Raw genomic sequence first — 21,570 nt, 5'->3', positions numbered from 1 at the left:
GTCAACCCGCGGCCGGGCCGCCCGCTGCGCCCGGCTCGAGCGCCTCTGCGAGGAGGACGGAGACGTCGGCCACCCGGAGCCCCGCCCCGATCTGCTTCACCCCGTCGTCGAGCATCATCGTGCAGAACGGGCACGCGACGGCGAGCGTCTTCGCGCCCGTCTCGGCCGCCTCCCGGACGCGCTCCTCGTTGATCGCCGACCCGCGCTCTTCCATCCACATGTGGGCGCCGCCCGCACCGCAGCAGAACGTGCGCTTGCCGCTGCGCGCCATCTCCAGCGGCCTGCCGATACGCGAGACGATCTCGCGCGGCGCAGCGAGGACGTCGTTGTGGCGGGCGAGGTAGCAGGAGTCGTGGTACGTGATCCCGTCCTCCCCACGCGGGGCCTCGAGCCGCCCGTCCCGCAGAAGCTCGGCGAGGAGCTCGCTGTGGTGGACGACCTCGTAGCGGCCGTCGAAGTCGGCGTACTCGTTCCCGAGCGTGTTGAAGCAGTGCGGGCAGCTCGTGACGATCCTCGTCACGCCGGCCTCGCCCAGGGTCGCAACGTTCTGCTGCGCCTGAGCCTGGAACGTGTACTCGTCGCCCATGCGTCGTGCCGGGTCGCCGGTGCACGACTCGCGCGGGCCGAGGATCGCGACGTCGAGCCCGGCCTTCACGAGCAGCGTGGCGGTCGCCCGCGCCGTGGCACGGGCGCGCTCGTCGTACGACGCGGCGCAGCCGACCCAGTAGAGGAGCTCGGGCGCGGTGTCGCCGGGCTCCAGGACGCGCACGTCGAGGCCCTCGGCCCACGCCGCCCGATCGGCCTGCGCCTTCCCCCACGGGTTCGACGAGCGGCCGACGTCGCGAAGCATCGCCCCGGCCTCGTCCGGGAAGCGCGACTCGGCCATCACGAGGTGGCGGCGGAGATCGACGATGTGGTCCACGTGCTCGATGGAGACGGGGCACTCGTGCACGCAGGCGCCGCACGTGACGCAGTCCCAGACGACCTCGTCCGTCACCGCGCCCGGGACGAGAGCCGTGGCCCCCCCACCGGCCAGCACGCCCGGCCCCTCCTCGAAGAGCCGGTCGCGAAGGCCCATGATCAGGAGCTTCGGCGACAGCGCCTTGCCGGTAGCCCAGGCCGGGCAGACGTCCTGGCAGCGGCCGCACTCCGTGCACGACATCGTGTCGAGCATCTGCTTCCACGTCATGTCGGCGAGCGTGCCCGCCCCCAGCCTGAGCGCCGCCTCGTCCTCGACCTCGAAATCGAGCGGCTCGAGCCGACCCCTGGCCCGGGTCCGGCCGAACCACACGTTGAGCCCTGCGGTCGCGATGTGCAGGTGCTTCGAATACGGCAGGTAGACGAGGAAGCCGAGGATCGTGAGCACGTGCAGCCAGACGAAGATGCGCTCGCGCGCCTCGAGCCAGTCCCCTGTGTCCATCGGTGTCGAGATCGCCTTCGAGACGGGCGACCAGTCCTCCGGCCACTCGTTGATCCCGAGCGCGATCCGCGACGCGTGCCAGCAGAGGAGCGTCGCGACGATCAGCGCGATGAGGCCGAGGATCAGGTCGGCCTCGCCGAGGTGGCTTCCTTCGAAGCGCGCCGGCCGCTGCACCTTGCGGATGGCGAGCGCCGAGGCCACGCCGACGAGGACGAGGACGCAGAAGACATCGACGAGGAGGAAGAACCAACCCTGATGGCCGAGCCACGGAAGCGTCCAGTCGCGGTCGACGGCCCCGAGCAGCGCCATCACGATCGTCGGGAAGAGGACGACGAACCCCCAGAAGATGAGGGCGTGAACGAGGCCGGGCACGAAGCGTTGGAGCAGCTTCCGCTGAGCGAGCACCACCGTCGCCTCCGTCCGGGCGCGGCGCCCCACATCGCCGGAGCGGTCGGCCGGTTGCCCGAGGCGGACCAACCGGTAGAGGAAGCTCGCGCGCCGGACGAACAGCGTGCCCGCGACGGCGGCGACGAGGACGAGCGCGAGCGCCGAGGCCGCAGCGCTCATGGGCGACCGCTCTTTCCCGTCACGACGAGCGCGCCGCGCGGATGGCGACCGAGAGCGCGGGCACGATCTCGTGCATGTCGCCGATCACGGCGTAGTCCGCGCTGGCCAGGATCGGCGCCTCGCGGTCCGAGTTGACAGCGAGGATGCGCTTGGCGCCCTTGCACCCCGCCATGTGCTGCGTCGCCCCCGAGATGCCGCAGGCGATGTAGAGATCCGGGGCGATCTTCGTCCCTGTCTGACCGACCTGGTCGGTGTGCGGCCGCCAGCCCGCCATGGTCACGGCCCGCGAGCAGCCGACCGCGGCGCCGAGCAGCCCGGCGAGCTCCTCGACGATCGCGAAGCCCTCCGCCGAGCCGGCGCCGCGCCCTCCCGAGACGACGACCTTCGCGTCGGCGAGCGAGATCCCGCCCGTCGCGGCTCCGAGCCGCTCGGCGACCCGGAGCGCCAGCGCGGCGTCGGACAACGTCGGGGTGAACGTCTCGACAGCCGGTGCGCCGCTCGACGTCGTCTCGATCGGCACCGCATGGGGCTGCACGGTGAGCAGCGCCGTCGGCGCGTGGACCCGCGCGACCTCGAGGAGGCTGCCGCCCCACCGGACTCGCGTGACGTTCGTACCACCGTCCGACGATGCGGCCGCGACGCAGTTGGCGGCGAGAGGCAGGTCGAGGAGCCCGGCGACGTGCGCGAGGACCTCGTTCCCCCGCTCGGTTCCCGGTCCCACGACAGCCGACGCCGACAGGCGTCGGGAGAGCTCGACGATCGCCTCGGCGATCGCGCACGGCGCATGCGCCGCGAATGCCTCGCCCGCGGCGGCATGCAGGGTCTCGACGCCGTGGCCCGCGAGCGCGTCCGCCGGGCTCTGGGTCGCGCCGACACGAACGCAGACCGCCTGCAGCGCATCCCCGCCGGCCAGGCCGCGCGCGAGCGTCAGCGCCTGGAGCGACGGCTCGTCGACCACGCCGGCCGCGTGCTCGACATAGACGAGAACGCTCACACGACTCCGATCTGCTGCAGCACCTCTACCACTCGCGGCGCGGCCGCTGCGCCCTCGCCGAGGATCTCCGCCTGCTTCCCCTCGCCCTCGGGCACGACGAGCCGCAGCCTTTCCAGGCGCGGCTCGGGACGCACCGGACTGCGGGACTCGAGCGGCTTTCTCTGCGCCCGGAGGCGCCCCGGAACCGACGGGTAACGCGGGAGGTTGAGCCCTTCCTTCACGGTCACGACGGCCGGCAGCGGCAGCACGTACACGTCGCGCCCACCCGCAACCTCCTGCTCGCACCGCACCGTGCCGTCGTCGACGGTCACCGCCTTGAGACCGGTCGCGATCGGTCTCCCCAGCGCATGGGCGATGCGTATGCCGACCTGGTAGCCACCCGTGTCCGCCGACTCGTTTCCGAAGAGGAGGAGGTCGAAGCGTCCGTTGGCCGCCTCGTCCTCGCGGATCACCTCGAGGATCGCGCCCGCGGTCGCCTGCGGGTCCCACTCCTCGCCGTCGGTGACGAGGTGAACCGCGCGGTCGATCCCGATCGCCATCGCATCGCGGAGCTGCTCCTCCGCCTCGCCGGGCCCGAGCGTGAGGACGACCGACTCTCCTCCGTTCGCCTCGATCAGCCGCACGGCCTCCTCCACACCGCACTCCTCGTGCGGGCTGATGGTGAAGCCGAGGTGCCGGGTCTCGATCGCCTGCTCGTCCTCGGTCAGCACGATGCGCCCGCCCGTCATGGGGACGCGCTTCACCGCGACGAGGATCCTCACGAGCGGATCCTCGTGTTCTCCGGGTCGAAGATCGGCGCCGAGCCGACGACGTCGACGGTCACGGGGTAGCGCTCGTCCATGTACTCGACGGCGAGCTCGGTCGAGCCCTCGACGGCCTGCTCGGGCGGCAGGTACGCCATCAGGATGTACCTGCCGAGCGAGGGGCCCGCACCTGCACTGGTCACGTAGGAGCGGCGGCCCTTGGCGTCGGTGAGGGGCGTGCCGTCGCGAAGCGTGATCGGCTCGCGCCCGAGCGGGAAGCGCTCGACGCCGCTCCGCGACGTGTGGTCGTCCACCGTCAGCGTGCAGAGGATCGCGGCCGGCTCCTCCTCGCGATGGCGCAGGTGGGCCTCCCTGCCGACGAAGTCCTGCTCCTTGACCGTCGGCCGCGTCATCCCCGCCTCGACCACGGTGTACTCGCTCTCGAGCTCGGCGGCGAATGCCCGGTAGGACTTCTCGAGGCGCCCGGTCGTCCCATAGACGCCGATGCCGCAGGCCGTGAGGCCGTGCGGCTGCCCCGCCTCCCACACGACGTCCCAGAGCCGTGCGCCCTGCTCGATCGGCACGTAGAGCTCCCAGCCGAGGTCGCCGACGTACGAGATGCGCGACGCGAGGACGAGCTGCGAGCCGATCTCGATCACCCGGCACGTCCCGAACGGGAAGCCCGCGTGCGAGACGTCGTCGGACGTGACGGTCGAGAGGATGTCCCTCGCCCGCGGCCCCCACAGCCCGATCGTCGTCCACGCGGTCGTCACGTCGACGAGCGTCGCCGAGCCGTCGTCCGGCAGCTGGTCGGAGAACAGCTTGCGGTCGGCCATCCCGTGGGCGCCGCCCGTCACGATCCGGAACTCGTCGTCGCCGAGCCGCATGATCGTCAGGTCCGAGCGAAAGCCGCCGCCTGGGGCGAGCACCGGCGTGTAGACGACGCGGCCGACCGCGACGTCCATCTGGGCGAGCACGCTCCGCTGGAGCGCATCGAGGGCCCCGGGCCCCTGCACGTCGAAGATCGCGAAGGCGGAGAGGTCGAACAGGCCGGCGTGCTCGCGCATTGCCAGGTGCTCGGCGTTGATGATCGGCGACCACCAGCGCGCATCCCACTCGGCCTTGCGGGGCTTCACGCCGTAGCGCTCGACGAGCGGCGCATTCGCCTCGTACCAGTGCGGGCGCTCCCAGCCGGCGACCTCGTAGAACACGGCGCCCAGCTCGCGCTCGCGCTCGCGCATCGGCGAGTAGCGCAGCCCACGATCGGACGACCACTGCTCGGCCGGATGGATGATCCCGTACGTCTTCGGGAACGCCTCGGTGGTGCGGGCCTTCACGTGCGCCCGGGTCTTCTGGTGGTCGTGGAACCGGGCGACGTCCGACGAGTGGAGGTCGATGTGCGACTCGCCGTGCACCATCCACTCCGCGATCGACTTGCCGACGCCGGGCCCCTCCTTCACCCACACCGCCGCCGCCGACCAGAGGCCTCGGACCTCCGGCGTCTCGCCGAGGATCGGCATTCCGTCGGGCGTCAGCGAGATGAGCCCGTTGATCGCGTATTTCACGCCGACCGACTCGTCACCCACGATCTCGGGCATCAGGTCGAGCGCGTCGACCATCTGCGGGTCGAAGTCGGCCTGCGTGAAGGGGAACTCGGTCGGGGAGAGCGCCGCCTGCTCGATCGAGGGGATCTCCTCGGGGTCGTGGACGATCGAACGGTGGGCGTACGAGCCGATCTCGAGGCTCGTGCCGTCCTGCCGCTCGTACATGAACACGTCCATGTCCCGGACGATCGGGAACTCGATCGCGCGCGGGCTCCGCTCGAATCTCGGCACCGGCCCGACGTCGATCATCTGGTGCACCATCGGCGTCAGCGGGATGTGCGCGCCGGCCATGCGGGCGATCAGCGGGCTCCAGACGCCGCACGCGACGACGACTGTCTCCGCCTCGATCGTCCCCCTCGAGGTCTCGACCGTGCGGATCCGGCCGCGCTCGACCCCCATCCCTTGCACCTCGGTGTTCGGCAGCACCTGCAGGGCGCCGGCGTCCACCGCGCGCTCGCGCATGATCGTCCCGGCTCGGAGCGAGTCGACCACGCCGACGCCCGGCGTGTGGAAGCCGCCGAGCAGGATCGACTCGTCGACGAACGGGACGAGCTCCTTGATCTCGGCCGGGGTGAGGAGGGACACCGGCTCGATGCCCCAGGACTTCGCCGAGGCCATCCTGCGGCGCAGCTCTTCCATGCGCTCCTCGGTGCGGGCGACCTCGATCCCCCCGCACTCCGTGAAGACGTCCATCTCCCGGTACTGGCGCACGCTCTCGAGCGTGAGCTGCGTCATCTCCTTGGAGTGGTCGACGAGGAAGATGAAGTTCGACGCGTGCCCGGTCGAGCCACCGGGGTTCGGCAGCGGCCCCTTGTCGAGCAGGACGACGTCCGCCCAGCCGAGCCGCGTGAGGTGGTACGCGACGCTCGAACCGACGATCCCGCAGCCGATGACGACGGCGCGCGCGGCGGCGGGGGCGTTCGTGCTCATGCAGGCGAGCCGGTCGGGCGGTGGGTCATCGAGCTCCGTTCAATTGATATATCAGTCGGCGGAGGAAGATACACGTCTCGTCAGAGGACGGCGCGCATTGCCCGCTGGAAGCTCGCGACGTGGGCGCGCATGACATCCTCCGCACGGTCCGGGTCGCGGTCGCGGATCGCCTCGAGGATCGCGTGGTGCTCGCGGATCGCGTCGTCCAGGCGCTCGACCCGGTCGAGGGCGAGAAACCAGATCCGCAGGGTGAGCACGTAGTACTCCTCCAGCGTCGACCGGAGGAACGGGTTGTGCGCGCAGCGGTAGACGTGGCGGTGGATCCGCTGGTCGAGGTCGATCAGGCGCCGCTCGTCGAGTGACGCCGCGTGCGAAAGCTCGTCGAGCAGTGCCTCGGTCTCCTCGAGGTCGACGTCGTTCCTGCGCTCGGCCGCCAGTCGCGCCGCCTTGCTCTCCAGCACGCCGCGCACCTCCGAAAGGCCCGCGATGTCTCCGACGTCGACCCCCGCGACGAACATCCCGCGTCGGGGGAACACCTCGACGAGCTGGTCGCGGGCGAGGTCGCGGAGCGCCTCGCGGACAGGTGTCCTCCCCAGGCCGAGCCGCCCCATCAGATCGCGCTCGTTCACGACGGAACCCGGAGCGAGCTCGAGCGTGACGATCAGCTCGCGGATCGCGTAGTACGCGCGGTCGGCGAGCGATTGCTCGCCGGGCGCGCGGGGCTCGTTGATGTGGAGGGTCGGAGTCGCCATCTCGTGGCGGCAGGGGCGACGCGTGCTCGCCCCTGCCGCGGGATCGATCTACTTCAGCCAGGCGTTGACCTTCTTGCCGTTGGCCTTGACCCACTGCGCCGCGGCCTTGTCCTTGGACAGCTTCTTGCCCGAGATCAGGTTCGCGACGAAGTTCTGGTCGGCCGACGTCCACTTGAAGTTGCGGATCACCCTGAGCGCGGGCGAGCGGCTCTTCAGGAAGTCCGCGCTGACGAGCTTGTCGAGCCTGTACGACGGGTAGGCGCACGCGTATTTCTTCGAGTCGCCACCCTTCTTCTCGTCGTCCTGGCAGCCCGCGAACCGCTTCGGGAGCTGCACCTGGACGAGGTCGTACTGGGCGTTCAGGTACTGCGGGTCGTACCAGTAGAAGAGCACGGGCTTCTTCTGCTTGTAGAGCTGGCTCCAGCGCGCCACCTGGGCGGGCTCCGCGCCCGCGACGACGTGCTTCAGGTTCAGGCCCAGCCCCTTGATCAGAGCCCGGTCCTTCTGCACGTAGGACGGGTCACCCCCGAGGAACATCCCCTGCGACCCCGACTCCGGCGACTTGAAGACGGACTCCTTGCCTTTCAGGCCCCTCCAGGTCTTGAACTGGGGGTACTGCTTCAGCAGGTAGCGCGGGATGTACCAGCCGATCACGCCGGTGATGCCGTTCGTGCCGACGGGGACGACGGACTTGGCCTTCTCGTACGGCGTCCCGGGAAGGTTCTGCCAGTCCTCCATCACGACGTCGATCTTCCCGTCCGCCATCGCCTGGAACGCGGGCTGGCCCTCGGTGATGTTCAGGATCTTGACCTTGCACTTGAGCTTCGACTCGAGGACGTTCTTCATCACGTAGACGTTCGCGGTCGAGCCGACCCACGAGTTCTCGTTCAGCACGACCTCGTCGCAGGCGGCCTGGCTCGTTCCCCCGGTCGCCCCGGCCGCGAGCACCAACGCGGCGGACGCGACGAGCGCGAGACCGATCAGGCGCACACGCCTCCGGCCCTCGGTTCTTGACATCCGACCCTCCTTCTCGTCGAGTTCCCTCGCGATTGCACGCACCTTCACGTCGACCCCTCCTTCCGCGCCCGCCGAGTGCCCTGGGTCACCCGGTCGAGCGTGATTCCGAGCGCGAGGATCGCGAACGATGCGATCACGCCCTGTCCGAAATAGCCCCGTACGAGGCCCTGCGCGACCTCGTAGCCGAGGCCGCCCGAGCCCACGAGCCCGCCGATCACGACCACGGCGAGCACCATGATGATCCCCTGGTTGACTCCGAGCATGATCGCGTCGCCGGCAAGCGGGATCTTCACCTTCGTCAGCACCTGGCGTCGCGTGGCACCGAAGGCGCCGGCCGCCTCGACGGACTGCGGGGCGACGTCGTTGATGCCCCGCTCGACGAGTCGCACGACGACCGGGAACGCGTAGAGGACGCCCGCGATGATGCCGGGGACGATCGAGACCGGCATCAGGTAGATGAACGGGATGATGTAGACGAGCTGCGGGAGCGTCTGCAGCACGTCGTTGACCGGGCGGAGCGCCTTCGAGACGGCCTTGCTCTCGGAGGCGGCGACCCCGAGCCCGATCCCGATCACGACTGCGATCAGGGTCGCGACGAGGACCTGCGAGAGGGTGTCCATCGCGAGCGCCCACACGCCGGTGACGCCGATCGCCCCGAGCATGAGGAACGTCGTGATCGCCGGCCTCGGCCCCGACACGATGAGAGCGATCAGCGTCAGCCCGCCGAGGGTCATGAACCACGGCCCCTCTACGAGGAACTGCTGTAGCGGCAGCAGGAGCTCCTGGAGGATGAAGATCCCGATCGGCTCGGTGATGCCGAAGACCCACGACGTCGGGTCTTGCACATAGTCCAACACGCTCTGGATGCGCGCGAGCAGCCACTCCTGCGCGGTGACGGCCCGCTCCTGGACGCCTGCGGTGTCCGGATAGACGCCGGACACCCCGATCAGCTTCGCGGCCACGACGATCGCGCCCATCAGCGCGACCACCCCGACCGTCACGAGGCGAGAGCGACGAAGCCCCGCGTCGTCCAGATGCCGGCGCGCAGGATCCGTCCGGTCGGCGATCGCCTCGGTTGCTCGGTCGAGGGAGATGGCCATCACGACGACCACCAGTCCCGCGAGGAGCGCGAGCGCCGGGGTCGACGAGAGGCCGCTGTTGATGACCGCGCCGAGGCCCCCTCCACCGATCAGGCCGGCGATCACGACCATGGAGAGCGCGAACAGGATCGTCTGGTTCACGCCGAGCAGGAGCATCCGCCGCGCGAGCGGGAGCTGCACCTTCGTCAGCGTCTGTCGGGCGGTCGAGCCCATCGAGACGGCAGCCTCGACGGTGTTGAGCGGGACCCCGCGGATCCCGAGCGCGGTGATGCGGACGGCGGGCGGGATCGCGTAGATCATCGTCGCCACGACGGCCGCCGCGGGTCCCACCGAGAAGAGGATCACGACCGGCATCAGGTACGCGAACGCCGGGACGATCTGGGCGGCGTCGAGGAACGGGGTCACGATCCGGGCGACGCGATGGGAGCGGCCGACCGCGACCCCGAGGGGAATCCCGACGAGCAGCGACAGCGCGACTGCGGCCAGCATCAGCGCGAGCGTCTGCATGCTTTCCTCCCAGAGCCCCGTCAGCGCGTAGGTCGCGAATGCGGCGAACGTGATCCCGGCCGCCTTCGTCCCGCCGAAGCGCCAGACGAGAAGCGTGCCGACCGCGGTCGTGCCGATCCAGGTGAGCCAGAAGAGCGCGTCCTCGAGCCAGGCGACGAGGTTGTCGGCGAAGACGCGGAAGCCGTCGAAGATCGCGAAGACGAAGCTCTTGTCCTCCGCCGAGCGTTGCTCGATCAGCCAGACCTGGAACTCGTCGAGCTCGAACTGGAGGTTGTTCCAGGCCAGCCCGGCGGGCCATGGGTACTCGAGCCGGAACGCGCGGTACGCGAGCCACATCCCGGCTACGACCAGCGCGACCTGGACCGGCTTACCCCGCCACCACGGCCTGTGCGAGAGAACCGGCGCGACGACGGGGGTCTCGGCGACGACTCCGGACATCACCCGCCCTCCCCTGCGATGGCGTTGATCACCGTGACTCGATCGACCACGCCGACGATCTGATCGCCGTCGACGGCCAGCACAGGGCGCTCGCTTCCCGCGAGCAAGGGCAAGGCGTCGCGCACGGTCGTGCCGACGTCGAGCCGCTGCCCGTCGAGCGCTTCGCCCGCCTCGGGGTCGCGCATGATCCAGCGCAGCGTGAGCACATGGCTGCGCGGGACGTCGCGGACGAAGTTCTGCACGTACTCGTCCGCCGGAGAGCCGACGAGCTCCTCGGGCGTGCCGAGCTGGACGATCGCGCCGTCCCGCATGATCGCGATGCGATCGCCGAGCCGGAGCGCCTCCGACAGGTCGTGCGTGATGAAGACCATCGTCTGACCCGTCTCCTCCTGGAGCCGGCAGACCTCGTCCTGCATGTCGCGGCGGATGAGCGGGTCGAGGGCGCTGAACGGCTCGTCGTACAGCATCACCGCCGGGTTCGTCGCAAAGGCCCGGGCGACGCCAACCCGCTGCTGCATGCCGCCGGAAAGCTGATCGGGAAACTGGTTCTCGACCTCGTCGAGACCCACGAGCCGGAGCAGCTCACGCGCGCGTCCCATGCGCTCGTCCTTCGCCATCCCGCGGATCTCGAGACCGAACGCGACGTTGTCGATCACCCTGCGGTGGGCCAGCAGGCCGAAGTGCTGGAAGACCATCGAGACCCGGTGACGTCGGAGCTCGCGCAACTCGGCCGAGCTCGCGGCTGTGACGTCCTGGTCGGCGATCCGGATCGTTCCCGCCGTCGGCTCGATCAGGCGGATCAGCGTGCGGACGAGCGTCGACTTGCCGGAGCCCGAGAGGCCCATCACCACGAACACCTCGCCGGGCCAGACCTCGAAGGACACGTCCCGCACGGCGGCCACGCACCCCGTCCGCTCGCGTAGCTCCGTGCGGCTCAGCTCTGCGTCCTCGGTCCCGAGGATGCGGTCGGCCTTCGGCCCGAAGATCTTCCAGATCCCCGCAGCAGCGATGAGCGGCTCGCCGGCACGGCTGTCGCCGTTGCGCACCCGCGCTGATATATCAGCGCCGTACGGTCGTGTCCAGGAATCCGGGGCGGACGCCGGGTCGTCCGGCTTCAGGGGCCGACGTCGAACTCGATGCCCTGGGCGAGCGGAAGCTCGCTCGTGTAGTTGACGGTGGCGGTCTGCCGGCGCATGTACGCCCTCCAGGCGTCCGACCCGGACTCGCGCCCGCCGCCGGTCTCCTTCTCGCCACCGAACGCGCCGCCGATCTCGGCGCCGCTGGGCCCGATGTTGACGTTGGCGATCCCGCAGTCCGAGCCCGCCACCGCCAGGAACCGCTCCGCCTCGCGCAGGTCGGTCGTGAAGATCGACGACGCCAGGCCCTGGGGCACGCCGTTCTGGAGGGCGATCGCCTCCTCCAGCTCCCGGTACGTCAGGACGTAGAGGATCGGGGCGAAGGTCTCCTGGCGGACGACGTCCGTCTGCGCCGGCATGCGCACGATCGTCGGCTCTGCGTACCAGGCGTCCGGCCACGACTCGGCGTCCGCCCGCGCCCCTCCCACGACGATCTCGCCGCCTTGCTCCCGGGCCTGGCCGAGCGCCGCCTCCATCCTCCCGAACGCCTCGCCCGTGATCAACGGGCCGACGAGGGTGCCCGGCTCGCGCGGGTCACCGATCGGGACGCTGCGATATGCGCTCGCGAGCCGCTCCACGAGCTCGCTCGCGATCGACTCGTGGACGATCAGCCGCCGCAGTGACGTGCAGCGCTGTCCGGCGGTGCCGACCGCGGAGAACAGCACGGCACGGACGACGAGGTCGAGGTCCGCGCTCGGCGCGATGATCGCGGCGTTGTTCCCGCCCAGCTCGAGCAGCGAGCGTCCGAGCCGCGCGGCGATGCGCGGCGCGATCGCCTTGCCCATGGCCGTCGACCCGGTCGCGGACACGAGGGGGATGCGCTCGTCCTCGGCGAGCTGCACGGCGCGGTCTGCCCCGCCGATCACGAGCTCGAAGAGCCCTTCTGGCACGTCCCCGTAGCGGTCTGCCGCGCGGCGGAGCAGCGACGTCGTGGCGATCGCCGTGAGGGGCGTCCGCTCGGACGGCTTCCAGAGCACCGGGTCGCCGCAGACCAGGGCGAGGGCGGCGTTCCAGCTCCACACCGCGACCGGGAAGTTGAACGCGCTGATCACGGCGACAGGCCCGAGCGGGTGCCACGTCTCGGTCAGTCGGTGGCCCGGGCGCTCGGAGGCGATCGTCTTCCCGTACAGCTGCCGCGAGAGCCCGACCGCGTACTCACAGATGTCGATCATCTCCTGAACCTCGCCCAGCCCCTCCTGCGCGATCTTCCCCACCTCGAGCGTGACGAGCGCGCCGAGTGCCTCCTTCTCGCGGCGGAGCTCCTCGCCGAGGAGGCGCACGAGCTCACCCCGCCGGGGTGCGGGGACGTCGCGCCACGCGTCGAAGGCGGCGACGGTGCGGGCGACGGCGGCGTCGGTCTCCGCGGGGGCCGTGCGCGCGACCCGACCGATCTCCTCGCCGGTGATCGGCGTGCGAACGACGAGCTCGCCCTCGGTCACGCTCCCTGGGTCGACGCCGAGGCGCTCCAGGAGCCCGCTCGCGGAGGATCGGACGGTCGCGGTGGCCATTCAGCGCAAGTCTAGGTGCCGCCTGCGGGCCGGCCGGCCGTCAGACGGTCGCGAGCTCCGGCACCAGCCTGCCCGTCTCGTCGCAGCGGGCATTCCAGCGGGCGTACGTCGCCTCGACCTCGCTGAGATCGTGCCCGCGATCCGCGATCCTGACCGGCTGGGCAGCATCCGGGGTGACGCGGTACTGGTACCAGGTGATGTCCCAGGCGAAGGTGAGCACGGTCTCCGCGTTGACTCCGGGAAGCGGCACGATCGAGACCCTGGGCTCGCCGAGGCTCTTCGCGACACCGGCGACCGTCCGGCGGAAGTCCGACTGGTTGAAGAGGTCGGCCGCCTCCACGAGCGTCAGCTCGTCGTCGGAGAGCCGACGCAGGATCGGCTCCGAGACCACCGGCTCCGCCTCCTCGTCACGCGCGCCGAGAAGCGCTTGCCAGAGCGTCCGCTGACGGCGGCGGCGCGGGTGCTGCTGGAGAGCGGGCGAGACCGCATGGCCCTCGCGCACCCAGCCGTGGTCCAGCGCCACCTCGCTGCAGAGCGGGCACACGTCCACGAACTCCTGGCCGTCGGGCGAGAAGCGGAGAGTGTGCTCGCCCATCAGGAGCGTCCGCTCGCAGATCGCGCAGATACGCGTGACGTTTGACTTCGTGACCCGCATGCGAGCGCCCACTATAGCCCCCTTGCCTCGGGAATCCACAGCTGTGGAAAACGCTGCCGGCGGGTCAGGCGTTGGCCGTCTCGCGCGCCTTCTTCGTCTCGTCGACGATCCTCTGGGCGACGTGGGTCGGGACCTGCTCGTAGCGCAGCAGGTGCATCGCGTAGTCGCCGCGGCCACCGGTCATCGAGGTGAGCGACTGGGAGTAGGTCAGTATCTCGGCCATCGGCACCTCGGCCTTGATCGTCGTCATCCCGCCTGCGGGCTCCATCCCGTTGAGTCGGCCACGACGCGAGTTGAGGTCACCGTTGACCGCGCCGACCGCCTCGTCGGGCACGGTCACCTCGACCTCCATGATCGGCTCGAGCAGCACCGGGTCGGCCTTCGCGTAGGCCTCCTTGAACGCCATCGAGCCGGCGATCTTGAACGCCATCTCCGACGAGTCGACGTTGTGGTACTGGCCGTCGACGAGCTCGACGCGGACCCCCTGGATCGGCGCGCCCGCGAGCTCCCCGTGCTGCATCGCCTCCTGGATCCCCTTGTCGACCGCGGGCCGGTAGCTCTGCGGGATCACGCCTCCGACGATCTTGTCGACGAACTCGTACCCCTCGTGCCCCTCGATCGGGCGCAGGACGATCTCGCAGTCGCCGAACTGGCCGCGGCCGCCGGTCTGCTTCTTGTAACGGTGGCGCGCCCTCGACTCGGAGCGGATCGTCTCCAGGTACGGGACCCGTGGCTGGTGGAGCTCGACGTCCACCCCGAAGCGCCGCTTCGCGCGCTCGAGCGCCACCTCGACGTGCATCTGGCTCATCCCGGCGAGGATCTCCTCGCCGGTCTGCTGGTCGCGCCGCAGGCGTAGCGTCGGGTCCTCCTCGGCAAGGCGCTTGATCGCGGTCGCGACCTTCTCCTCCTCACCCTTGATCGTCGGAGTGATCGCGAAGCTCATCACCGGCTCCGGGAACCCGAAGCTCGGCGGCTCGACGGCGACCTCCTTGTCGGTGAGGAGATCGCCGGTCTGGACGTTCTTCAGTTTCGCGACGCCGCCGAGGTCGCCCTCGCCGAACTCCTTGGCGGGGGTCGTGGCCTTCCCCTGGAGCTGCAGGAGAGAGCCCGTGCGCTCCTTCGAGTGCTCGCGATGGTCGACGAGCGTCGTCTCGGTCGTCACATCGCCCTTCAGGACGCGGAAGAGGTTGATCCTCCCCGCGAACGGATCGGCGATCGTCTTGAAGACGAAGGCGGCGGTGGCGGCTCCCTCCACCTCGAACGGCGCGCCGCGCTTGGCCGGCGAGGGCACGCCTTCGACCAGCAGGTCGAGGAGCGCGTGCGTACCGAGGTTCTTCGTCGCGACGGCGCAGCCGACCGGGAACACCTCGCCGCGCGTGACGCCGAGCTTGAGTGCATCGGCGACGTCGTGCACGTCGAGCTCCTCGCCTTCCAGATATCGCTCCATGAGCGCCTCGTCGATCTGCACGACCTCGTCGAGCAGCTTCTCGCGGTACTCCTGCGCGAGCTCGGCCATCGAGTCCGGGATCGCGACCGGGTCCGACTCCTTCTGCCCGTCGGGGCTCATGTAGGCGCACATGTGGAGCACGTCGACGATGCCCTCGAGCTCGTGCTCGGTGCCGATCGGGATGTGGACGGCGACGCACTTCGACGAGAACTGCTCCTGGATCTGACCCAGCGTGCGGTAGAAGTCGGCGCGCTCGCGGTCGAGCATGTTGACCACGAGCATGCGCGCGAGGCCGAGCTCCTCCGCGAGCTTCTTCACCCGGGCGGTGCCGACCTCGAAGCCCATCACGCCGGAGACGACGACGAGAGCGCCCTCGACGACCCGCAGCGCACAGCGGGCCTCGCCCTGGAACGAGGGGTCTCCCGGGCAGTCGAGGAGGTTGATCTTGCGTTCCTGCCACTCCGTGTGCGCGTGGGAGAGCGAGATCGAGAGCTGCCGCTTCTGCTCGTCCTCGTCCGAGTCGGAGACGGTCGTCCCCGCCTCGATCGTCCCGAGCCTGTTGACCTCCCCGGTCTGGAAGAGGAGCGCCTCGACGAGGGAGGTCTTGCCCGTTCCCCGGTGGCCGACGACGGCGACGTTGCGGATCTTCCCTGGCTCGGTTGCGGCCATCTGCGCGCGTTCCTCCTGATCGGTGTGTCCTGCCGGGAATGCTAGTGACCGAGCGCCGCGAGGTCGCGGCGGAAGCGGTCCGCGAAGCGGTGCATGCCCCGTTCCTCCAACACCGCGACGAGCCCCGCCAGGAGCTCTCGGGCGCGGGCATCGTCGCCCAGGAGCCGGTGAACGGTTGCCCCGACGTGCGCGAGCTCCATCGTGCTGACGAACAGATCGATCCCGACCGCCGCCTCGAACGCCTCCTCGAGACGCGCTCGAGCCGCCTCGGGCGCTCCCTCGTGCGCGTGCAGCAACGCCTCCACGCTCAGCAAGAGGATCTCGTCGCCGACGTCCCCTTCGCTGAGGAGTGCGCGCGCCCGCTCGAACACCGCTCGGGCCTGACCCGCGTTCCCGACCTCGCACAGCGACACCGCCCAGTCTCCGAGGAAGTTCGCGCCGTACAGATGCTCCCACGGCGCTATCTCCGTCGCCGCGTCGCGGAGGCCTCGCTCTCGGGCCGCCGCGTCACTCTCGGCGAGGGGGATCGCGACTCGAACGAACATCCTCGCGGTGGACGCCTGCACCAGCATGCCCGCCTGCTCGAAGAGCTCCGCTTCGTCGTCGATGACCCGCCGCGCCGTCTGCGCGTCGATCGCGCCCGCAGCGTAGCCGGCCCGTGCCCGCCAGCCGCTCAGGATCGCGTCGAGCAGCGGCCCGGCATCCCCCTCGAGGTCGTGCTCGAGGTCGCCGATCAGCGCTTCCAGCTCATCCATGGTCGCGTGTGTCATCCAGGCGGTGATCAGGAGAAGCGCTGCGAGCCCCCGTACCAGGGCGTCCTTGCCCCCCTGACGCGCGCGCTCGTAGGCGCGCCGGTATGCGGCGTGCGCCGAGCCCGATTGGCAGGCACCCCAGAACAGGAAGGCACGCGCCATCTCGCAGAAGACCAACCCGAGCTGGTCACCGGCTTCGTCCAGCACGCGGAAGGCGGCATCGAGCCGCCGGTGCTCGCTCTCGGCCTCGGCCATGTTCGGGCCCGAGACGACCCGGAAGACCGTCGCGACGGCGCGATCGGCCTCGTCGCCGTGCGCGAGCTCCTCCAGCCTCGGGCCGAGCGACGGGTCGCCGCTCTCCGCCAGCGAGTGCAGTAGTAGGGGGAACAGCTGCTGACGCTTCCGACGGTCGGGGACGAGCGCGATCGCCCGCTCGACGAGCGAGCGCGTCGCGTAGAGATCCTCCCGCTCGAACGCCGCTCGAGCGGCGGATCCGAGATGTGCGCCCGCACGCGCTGCGAGCTCTGCGGCACGCGGGTCGTCGACGTCGAGCTCCGCACGGAAGCGCGCCGCCTGTTCGAGGTGGTAGCCGACGATCTCCTCCTGCTCGTAGAGGTCGCCGTGCGCCTCGAGCCAATCTGCGAAGCGCTCGTGCAGCTCTGCGCGGGACGCCTTCGGAAGCGAGTCGTAGGCGGCGTCTCGGATCAGGAGATGGCGAAAGCGGAACGCGTCGTCGCCTGGGATCTGCGTGCGGTGAGGTCGCACGACCTCCTTGCGGACGAGCGAGAGCAGATTCGCGGGGACGTCGTCGTGACCCGGTTCCCCTGCGAGTGCGGTGACGGCGCCGCGATGAAACACCTCGCCCTCGACCGAGCCGCGATCGACGACCGCACGCTCGCGCTCGCCCAGCGTGTCGAGGCGTGCCTGGAGGAGCGCCAGGATCGTCGGCGGCACCTCCACGTTCCCGTCGGCGTCGCGAGCGAGGAGCGCCATCTCCTCGATGAACAGCGGGTTCCCCTCCGCGGTCGCGAGGATTCGGGCTCGCGTCGCGGGCTCGACGTCGACGTCCTCGAGAAGCGACGTCGCGAGCGCCTCGGCGTCGTCCACCGGAAGCGGGTCGAGCAGCTCCGACGTCGCGTTGAGCTTCCCCCCGCCCCAACCCGGCCGAACGTCCAAGAGCTCCGGGCGTGCAACACAGAGGAGGAAGATCGCGCGTTCGCGCGACCAGTCGACGACGTGCTCGACGAGGTCGAGGAACGGTGGCTCCGCCCAGTGCAGGTCGTCGAGGACGATGACCAGGGGACGTTCCTCGGCGAGCCGCTCGAAGAGCGCGCGGGTGGTCAGCTGCGTGTCGGCCGGTGACGAGCGGATCACGTCGGTCGGCTCGACGCCGAGCTGGATCAGGATCTCCACGAGCGGCCAGTACGTGATGCCTTCCCCGTACGACAGGGCTCGTCCACGAGCGACCGTGGCCATGCCGTCGACGCGGTCGAGGAAGTCGTGCACGAGCCTCGACTTGCCGACCCCTGCGGGCCCGATCAGCGTGAAGATCCGACAGGCTCTGCGCTCCACGACCTGGTCGAACTCCGCTCGCAGCCGCCCGCGCTCCCGTTCACGACCGATCAACTGCCTCCGGAGGTCCCTCGCCACACCGTCGGCGGTGCGATCGAGCACGAGGAGTCGAGACGCCGCGACCGCAGACGACTTCCCCTTGAGCTCCAGCTCGAGCGGCTCGATCCGAACGGCATCGCGGACGAGCTGGAGCGTGTCCTCCCCGAGCAGGATCTCCCCCGGGCTCGCAGCCTGCTCGAGCCGCGCGGCGACGTTGACCGCGTCGCCGGTGACGAGCGTGTCGCCCTCGCCCGCCACGACCTCGCCCGTGTTCACGCCGATGCGCGCCTCGAGTCCCAGCCCGTGGACGACCTCTCGGAGCTCGACGGCCGAGCGAACCGCCCGGAGCGCATCGTCCTCGGTCGCGACCGGGATCCCGAACACCGCCATCACCGCATCGCCGACGAACTTCTCGACGGTTCCACCGTGTCGCTCGAGCACGACCCGGGCCGCGTCGTAGTACCGATTCATCAACCCGCGCAGCGCCTCGGGATCGGTGCGCTCGCCGATCGCGGTCGACCCGGTCAGGTCGCAGAAGAGGACGGTCACGACCTTGCGCACCTCCCGGGTCGCGGGCGCGGCGAGTGGCGCACCGCAAGCCGGGCAGAACCCGAAGTCGTCCGGGCTCTCGCGCCCGCATCGCGTGCAGACCGTCACCCGCGGAGTCTACGGCCGGTGGAGGAGCGCCTTGACAATCTCCGAACGAGACTGCACTAGCCTGCCGGGCTGCCCGGCCGTTTCCCAGGTCAACGTGGAGAGAGCAGAGACGATCGTCGCGCGTCGCTACCGACTGCTCGAGCAGTTGGGGCGCGGCGGCATGGGTGTGGTGTGGCGCGCCCGGGACGAACGGCTCGAGCGCGACGTCGCGCTGAAGGTCCTCCACCCGTGGGTCGCCGAGGACCCCGAGCTGCGCGAGCGGTTCGAGCGCGAGGCGTCGGCGCTGGCGCGCCTCGAGCATCCGAACGTCGTCCGCCTCTACGACGTGCTCGAGAACGACGGCCAAACGGTGCTCGTGATGGAGCTCGTCGAAGGGGACGCGCTCGACGCGCTGATCTCCGGACGTACGCTCGACTGGGACGACGCCCGCCGGTACTGCGGGCCTGTCGCGGCCGCCCTGGCCCACGCGCACCGGCGGGGAGTCGTCCACCGCGACCTGACCCCCGCCAACGTGCTGGTCGAGCACGGCACGGGGCGGATCGTCGTCACCGACTTCGGGCTCGCGCGACTCGCACGCTCGTCGCGCAGTGCGCCGATCTCCGGCGTCCTCGCAGGCACGCCCGAGTACTGGGCGCCCGAGCAGGCGGCCGGGGGCGAGACAGGCCCCGCCACCGACCTCTACGCGCTCGGCTGCATCCTCTTCCGACTGCTGACCGGACGGATGCCCTTCGAGGGTGAGGACCGGCTCGCGACCGGCCTGCGACGTGCCCATGAGCCCGCGCCCACGCTGGCGGTGGCCGCCCCGGACGCCCCGGCCGAGGCGGCGCAGCTCGTCGACCGCCTGCTCCAGCGCGGGGCCGCCCTTCGAGGCGACGCGGTCGAGGCAGCGCTCGCGCTCGGCGCCGACCCGGCGTCGCTCCCCGGCGCGCGGGTCGACGCGATTGGCCCAGGCGTTGATCCGACACAGGCGTCGCCCGGCACTCTCGTCACACGCGTCCTCCGCGAGCCGGCGACGATCGTGCGCCGTGTCCGCTCGCACCGCTCCGTCCCGCGTGGGCGCATCTCCGCGGCGGCCGCCGCACTCGCAGTCGCGGTCGGGCTGGCCGGCGGCGGCGTCTACGCGATCGCGGGCGATGATCCCACCGGCGTCAGCGCGCCGGACGTCGTCGGCCTCAAGGTGTCGGCCGCAAGAGCCGAGGTCGTGGAGCGCGCCCGCGAGGACGACTTCCCCGTGCCGAAGGTCAAGGTCGTCGACCGCTCGTACTCCGAGTCCGCGCCGGCCGGCGCGATCGTCGCGCAGGACCCGCCGGAGGGAAAGCGCATCCCCGAGAACGGCGCGCTGCTCGTGTCGGTCAGCAAGGGCAGCGCCTATGCCGATGTCCCCTCGGTCGCCGGCCTCGAGGGCTCGGCCGCGTTCGCGCTGCTCGAACGGAAGGGCTTCACTCCGACCCGGCGATACGCCCCCTCCATGGAGATCGAGGCCTGGCATTCAGTGAGCACGGAGCCCGGAGGGGGAACCCGGGTGAAACGGCCCGCACGCGTGCAGCTGGTCGTGTCGACCGGGCCGCCGAAGCGCCCCGTCCCCTCGCTCGACGGCCTCGACGCGAACGCCGCCGCCGAGGCTCTGCGTCGTGCGGGCTTCACGCCTGCGGTCGAGGAGCGCGCCGACTCGAGCGTCGAGCCCGGCTCGATTCTGAGCGTCAAGCCCTCACCGGGAGCGCGGACACCGCTCGGCTCGACCGTCACCGTCGTGGTGGCGCGCGAGCCGCGCTGGGAGGCGATCTCGACGACGGAGGGGACCGAGGATGCGGAGCAGCAGGTCGCCCTCCCCGCGGGCGCGCGCCTCGTGCTGTCGACCGCCGACACGTCGCCGCTCGGCCTCTGGGGCGGCAACGTGGACGTCCAGCTGTCGGGCGACACCGAGGGCTCCGCGGAGATCGACGCGGGCGAGGTGATCGTGCTCGCCGACGCCTCCGACGGCGACCGCACGATCGGTGTCTCTGTCGACGTGGACGGCCCGGCGCACTGGACGCTCGCCGTCGAGGTCGCGCGCTAGCGGTCTACGTCTCGGCCGGGGTGCGAACCGCTCCGGCGCCCGAGAGGCGCGCCTTGAGCCGGAGCACCGCCTTCGTGTGGAGCTGCGAGACCCGCGATTCCGTGACGCCGAGCACCTCCCCGATCTCGCGCAGCGTCAGCTCCTCGTAGTAGTAGAGCGTGACGACGAGCTTCTCGCGCTCCGGCAGCCGGGCGATCGCCTCGGCGAGTGCCTCGTTGAGCTCGGTCTGCTCGAGCGAGAACTCCGGATCCGCGGCGACCGGGTCCTCGATCGTGTCGATCAGCGCGACCTGGTCGCCTCCGCCCTGCGGGCTCCACAGCTCGTCGAGGGCGGCCATCGAGGAGCGGGAGATGTCCGAGAGGCTCTTCTCCAGCTCGTCCTCGGAGATGCCGACCCGCGCCGCGATCTCCACGTCCGTCGGGGCGCGCATCAGGGTGCGCTCCAGCTCGACGATGGCGCGCTCGATCTCGCGTGCCCGCGCACGCACCGAGCGCGGAACCCAGTCGAGCGAGCGCAGCTCGTCGATGATCGCGCCCTTGATGCGGGAGATCGCGTACGTCTCGAACTTGATCTCGCGGTCGGGGTCGTATCGCTCGATCGCCCCGATCAGGCCGAGCAGCCCGTACGAGACGAGATCCTGCTCGTCGACGTGCGACGGGAGGCTGGAGCCGAGGCGGCCGGCGACGAACTTCACGAGCGGCGCGTAGGTCAGGATCAGGCGATCACGCAGCGCTCGATCCCGCGTCTCGCGATAGTCGTGCCAGAGCGCAAGCGTATCCCCCCCGACTGCCACCCAAGCAGAATACGCCTTCGACCAGTCGACTCATCCTGGCCAGCGGTGCAGTCTTAGCTGTCAACGTGGCCAGGTACGACGCGCGAGGTCGCCCATCCACAGCGCGAGACAGCCCGCGGCCAGCGCGACGACCCACGCGCGCCCTCCCTCGAGGGCAGACCAGGCCGCGACGAGGGCGAGAATCACGGCGATCGCCGAGAACAGGAGCCCGAGC

The 21,570-nt window shown here is 70.6% G+C and carries 14 protein-coding genes; 1 reads left to right on the top strand and 13 read right to left on the bottom strand.

Annotated features, from left to right (window positions below):
* Position 1: 1 nt before the first annotated feature.
* The 12 genes from VFO26_RS05310 to VFO26_RS05255 all read right to left on the bottom strand — a co-directional run bounded on the left by VFO26_RS05310 (position 2) and on the right by VFO26_RS05255 (position 18,507).
* Positions 2–1,987 carry a (Fe-S)-binding protein gene (locus VFO26_RS05310; RefSeq protein WP_325113862.1) on the bottom strand — a complete coding sequence of 662 codons (1,986 nt, stop codon included), beginning with the start codon at positions 1,985–1,987 and terminating at the stop codon, positions 2–4.
* A 19-nt stretch (positions 1,988–2,006) separates the two neighbouring features.
* Positions 2,007–2,981: an electron transfer flavoprotein subunit alpha/FixB family protein gene (locus VFO26_RS05305; RefSeq protein WP_325113861.1), complete on the bottom strand. Its 975-nt coding sequence runs from the start codon at positions 2,979–2,981 to the stop codon at positions 2,007–2,009.
* Positions 2,978–3,742, bottom strand: coding sequence for an electron transfer flavoprotein subunit beta/FixA family protein (locus VFO26_RS05300; protein WP_325113860.1), 765 nt, complete (start codon positions 3,740–3,742; stop codon positions 2,978–2,980). The genes VFO26_RS05305 and VFO26_RS05300 overlap by 4 nt, the downstream gene beginning before the upstream one ends.
* Positions 3,739–6,258 (bottom strand): FAD-dependent oxidoreductase, encoded by a 2,520-nt coding sequence (locus tag VFO26_RS05295; RefSeq protein ID WP_325113859.1) that lies wholly within the window; start codon positions 6,256–6,258, stop codon positions 3,739–3,741. Before VFO26_RS05295 ends, VFO26_RS05300 begins: the two co-directional genes overlap by 4 nt.
* A gap of 80 nt (positions 6,259–6,338) precedes the next feature.
* Positions 6,339–7,010 carry a GntR family transcriptional regulator gene (locus VFO26_RS05290; RefSeq protein ID WP_325113857.1) on the bottom strand — a complete coding sequence of 224 codons (672 nt, stop codon included), beginning with the start codon at positions 7,008–7,010 and terminating at the stop codon, positions 6,339–6,341.
* Between the two features lie 48 nt (positions 7,011–7,058).
* Positions 7,059–8,027, bottom strand: a complete 969-nt coding sequence (locus tag VFO26_RS05285) for a glycine betaine ABC transporter substrate-binding protein (RefSeq protein WP_325113856.1) — start codon at positions 8,025–8,027, stop codon at positions 7,059–7,061.
* 44 nt (positions 8,028–8,071) lie between these two features.
* A complete protein-coding gene (locus tag VFO26_RS05280; protein WP_325113855.1) occupies positions 8,072–10,072 on the bottom strand; it encodes an ABC transporter permease in 2,001 nt (666 codons plus the stop codon).
* Positions 10,072–11,118: a betaine/proline/choline family ABC transporter ATP-binding protein gene (locus VFO26_RS05275; protein ID WP_325113854.1), complete on the bottom strand. Its 1,047-nt coding sequence runs from the start codon at positions 11,116–11,118 to the stop codon at positions 10,072–10,074. The genes VFO26_RS05280 and VFO26_RS05275 overlap by 1 nt, the downstream gene beginning before the upstream one ends.
* A gap of 68 nt (positions 11,119–11,186) precedes the next feature.
* Positions 11,187–12,716, bottom strand: a complete 1,530-nt coding sequence (locus VFO26_RS05270) for an aldehyde dehydrogenase family protein (protein ID WP_325113853.1) — start codon at positions 12,714–12,716, stop codon at positions 11,187–11,189.
* A gap of 40 nt (positions 12,717–12,756) precedes the next feature.
* Positions 12,757–13,371, bottom strand: coding sequence for a hypothetical protein (locus VFO26_RS05265; RefSeq protein WP_325113852.1), 615 nt, complete (start codon positions 13,369–13,371; stop codon positions 12,757–12,759).
* A 64-nt stretch (positions 13,372–13,435) separates the two neighbouring features.
* The gene (gene fusA / locus VFO26_RS05260) at positions 13,436–15,487 is read right to left on the bottom strand and encodes an elongation factor G (RefSeq protein WP_325113850.1); all 2,052 of its coding nucleotides are present in this window, start codon (positions 15,485–15,487) and stop codon (positions 13,436–13,438) included.
* A gap of 41 nt (positions 15,488–15,528) precedes the next feature.
* Positions 15,529–18,507, bottom strand: a complete 2,979-nt coding sequence (locus VFO26_RS05255; RefSeq protein WP_325113849.1) for an AAA family ATPase — start codon at positions 18,505–18,507, stop codon at positions 15,529–15,531.
* A gap of 94 nt (positions 18,508–18,601) precedes the next feature.
* Here VFO26_RS05255 and VFO26_RS05250 point away from each other — a divergent pair, with 94 nt between their 5' ends.
* Complete coding sequence (locus VFO26_RS05250) at positions 18,602–20,563, top strand: protein kinase domain-containing protein (protein WP_325113848.1); 1,962 nt, start codon at positions 18,602–18,604, stop codon at positions 20,561–20,563.
* A 4-nt stretch (positions 20,564–20,567) separates the two neighbouring features.
* On the opposite strand, the gene whiG is transcribed toward VFO26_RS05250, so the two are convergent.
* A complete protein-coding gene (whiG, locus tag VFO26_RS05245) occupies positions 20,568–21,356 on the bottom strand; it encodes an RNA polymerase sigma factor WhiG (protein ID WP_325113847.1) in 789 nt (262 codons plus the stop codon).
* Positions 21,357–21,570: the final 214 nt, after the last annotated feature.

Source organism: Gaiella sp., assembly GCF_035710885.1.
Classification (GTDB): domain Bacteria; phylum Actinomycetota; class Thermoleophilia; order Gaiellales; family Gaiellaceae; genus Gaiella.
This window is presented reverse-complemented; position numbering and strand designations above follow the sequence as displayed.

Excerpts from the sequence above, each read along its gene's own strand:
- VFO26_RS05280 (WP_325113855.1), bottom strand. The coding sequence starts at position 10,072 with ATGTCCGGAGTCGTCGCCGAGACCCCCGTCGTCGCGCCGGTTCTCTCG.
- fusA (WP_325113850.1), bottom strand. The coding sequence starts at position 15,487 with ATGGCCGCAACCGAGCCAGGGAAGATCCGCAACGTCGCCGTCGTCGGC.
- VFO26_RS05270 (WP_325113853.1), bottom strand. The coding sequence starts at position 12,716 with ATGGCCACCGCGACCGTCCGATCCTCCGCGAGCGGGCTCCTGGAGCGC.
- VFO26_RS05290 (WP_325113857.1), bottom strand. The coding sequence starts at position 7,010 with ATGGCGACTCCGACCCTCCACATCAACGAGCCCCGCGCGCCCGGCGAG.
- VFO26_RS05265 (WP_325113852.1), bottom strand. The coding sequence starts at position 13,371 with ATGCGGGTCACGAAGTCAAACGTCACGCGTATCTGCGCGATCTGCGAG.
- VFO26_RS05295 (WP_325113859.1), bottom strand. The coding sequence starts at position 6,258 with ATGAGCACGAACGCCCCCGCCGCCGCGCGCGCCGTCGTCATCGGCTGC.
- VFO26_RS05310 (WP_325113862.1), bottom strand. The coding sequence starts at position 1,987 with ATGAGCGCTGCGGCCTCGGCGCTCGCGCTCGTCCTCGTCGCCGCCGTC.
- VFO26_RS05285 (WP_325113856.1), bottom strand. The coding sequence starts at position 8,027 with ATGTCAAGAACCGAGGGCCGGAGGCGTGTGCGCCTGATCGGTCTCGCG.